At 28.8% G+C, this 1,704-nt stretch carries 2 protein-coding genes; both read right to left on the bottom strand.

What is annotated here, in order from left to right:
• Positions 1 to 425: LCP family glycopolymer transferase (locus tag ABS911_RS15055; RefSeq protein WP_350468225.1), on the bottom strand; the 425-nt coding region annotated here is incomplete at its 3' end.
• A gap of 486 nt (positions 426 to 911) precedes the next feature.
• The coding region (locus ABS911_RS15050) for an undecaprenyl-diphosphate phosphatase (protein WP_350468224.1) at positions 912 to 1,704 on the bottom strand (793 nt) is incomplete at its 5' end.

Genomic DNA, 1,704 nt, shown 5'->3' with positions numbered 1-1,704 from the left:
CCGCCAAAAGCATAGGCATGATTAATTTTATCTTTTGTTCCATGTCCAATAATTTCAGTATATGTATCACGGGGAATACTTAAAATAGTCATTTTTTCTTGTTGTTTATTAACTGTTAATAACATGACAGTATCCGAACGACCCTTTTCAGTTCGACCCAAATCTCCACTATCTGTTCCTAACAGTAGCATAGAAAAAGGGTGATCCTCTACTTTGACATCGACAGGTTCTGAACGCTTATTTTGAGTTGTAATATCTTGAAAGATGTTATCAGAAGTATTACGAAAATCTTTATATACTTTCCAGCCAAGTAGACCACTTCCAACACTTAAAAAAAGTATTAATATTACAATAATTTTTAATTTGCGATTTCGCTTATTTTTTTTGTATCTATCTTGATTCTTTTCTGAACGTTTATTTGACATAAAGATTCTCCTTTTAATTTATAATTACTTATAAGTTATTTTTTTTAACAAAAGTCACTTGTAAAATCAAGATAGGTATGTAGAAATCCATTACGTTATTTTCAAACTATTATTGCAGCTAAACAAGGTATAGGACTGATAATGATTATCTATATTAAGTTACTTTAACATCATAACAAAAAGTTTTTAAATTTTCATATGGATTCGTATAAAAAGGTAAATAAAAATATTTAACAAACTTATCGTTATATTTGTAAGAAAGTATCTGAACTTCAAATTATTTACTTTTATTTTTCACTATATATAATATAAACATTTAAGTTAATCCTTATATAAACATCATTTAGTTCACGCCAATTATATATTTAAAAAAGTTCATTCAATATTTCCATTGAATGAACTTTTTTAGCTTTGTTACTTACATTTTAGTACCTATTATTGTTAATAAAAAAGGGTGTAGAAGTATAGCCTAATATCTAGTATTTATTAAAAGAAAATTAAAAGTATTACACCTAAAATAAAACAATAATATGAAAAATAAACTAATTTCCCTTTTTTCATAATTCCCATAAACCATTTTGTTGCAAAATAGGTCATCACAAGTGTTGCAATGAATGCAGCTAAATATGGAATGGCTAAGTCGGTTTTATTCGGTTCATTTAAAAAATCAGAAAAACCTAATATCACTCCTCCGAGACTTACAGGAATATATAACATGAATGAAAATCGAAGTGCGGTATCTTGTTTCATTCCTACAGCAATAGCTGAAATGATGGTTGCTCCAGAACGACTGATTCCCGGTGTCAATGCTACAGCTTGACCTAACCCTACTATAAAAGCATCTTTTATGGTAATATCACTCTCGTTTTTGTTACCTTTAAAGTTTCGAATTAACCATAACCCAGCTCCTGTCACAAAAAGTAGTACGGCAATCGTTGTCATACTGACACTTTCTGCTATATAGTCCTTTAATAAAAAACCAAAAAAACCAGCTGGGATACTACCAATGATAATAAACAAAACAAAATAAAAATCACTTTTAAAACGAATATTCTTTGTTTTTAAATAATTAAATGAGTTTACTGCGAGTCGTGAAATATCCTTTCTATAAATATAAAGAATGGCACATAATGAAGCTGTATTTGTTAATATAGCAAACGTAAACCCCTGTTCACCAAGACCTAAAATTTCACTAGCGATTACTACATGTCCACTAGATGACACAGGAATTGGTTCTGTAAATCCTTGAACCAACCCAATAATTATCATTTTTATTATC

Source organism: Carnobacterium sp. (assembly GCF_040274425.1).
This window is presented reverse-complemented; position numbering and strand designations above follow the sequence as displayed.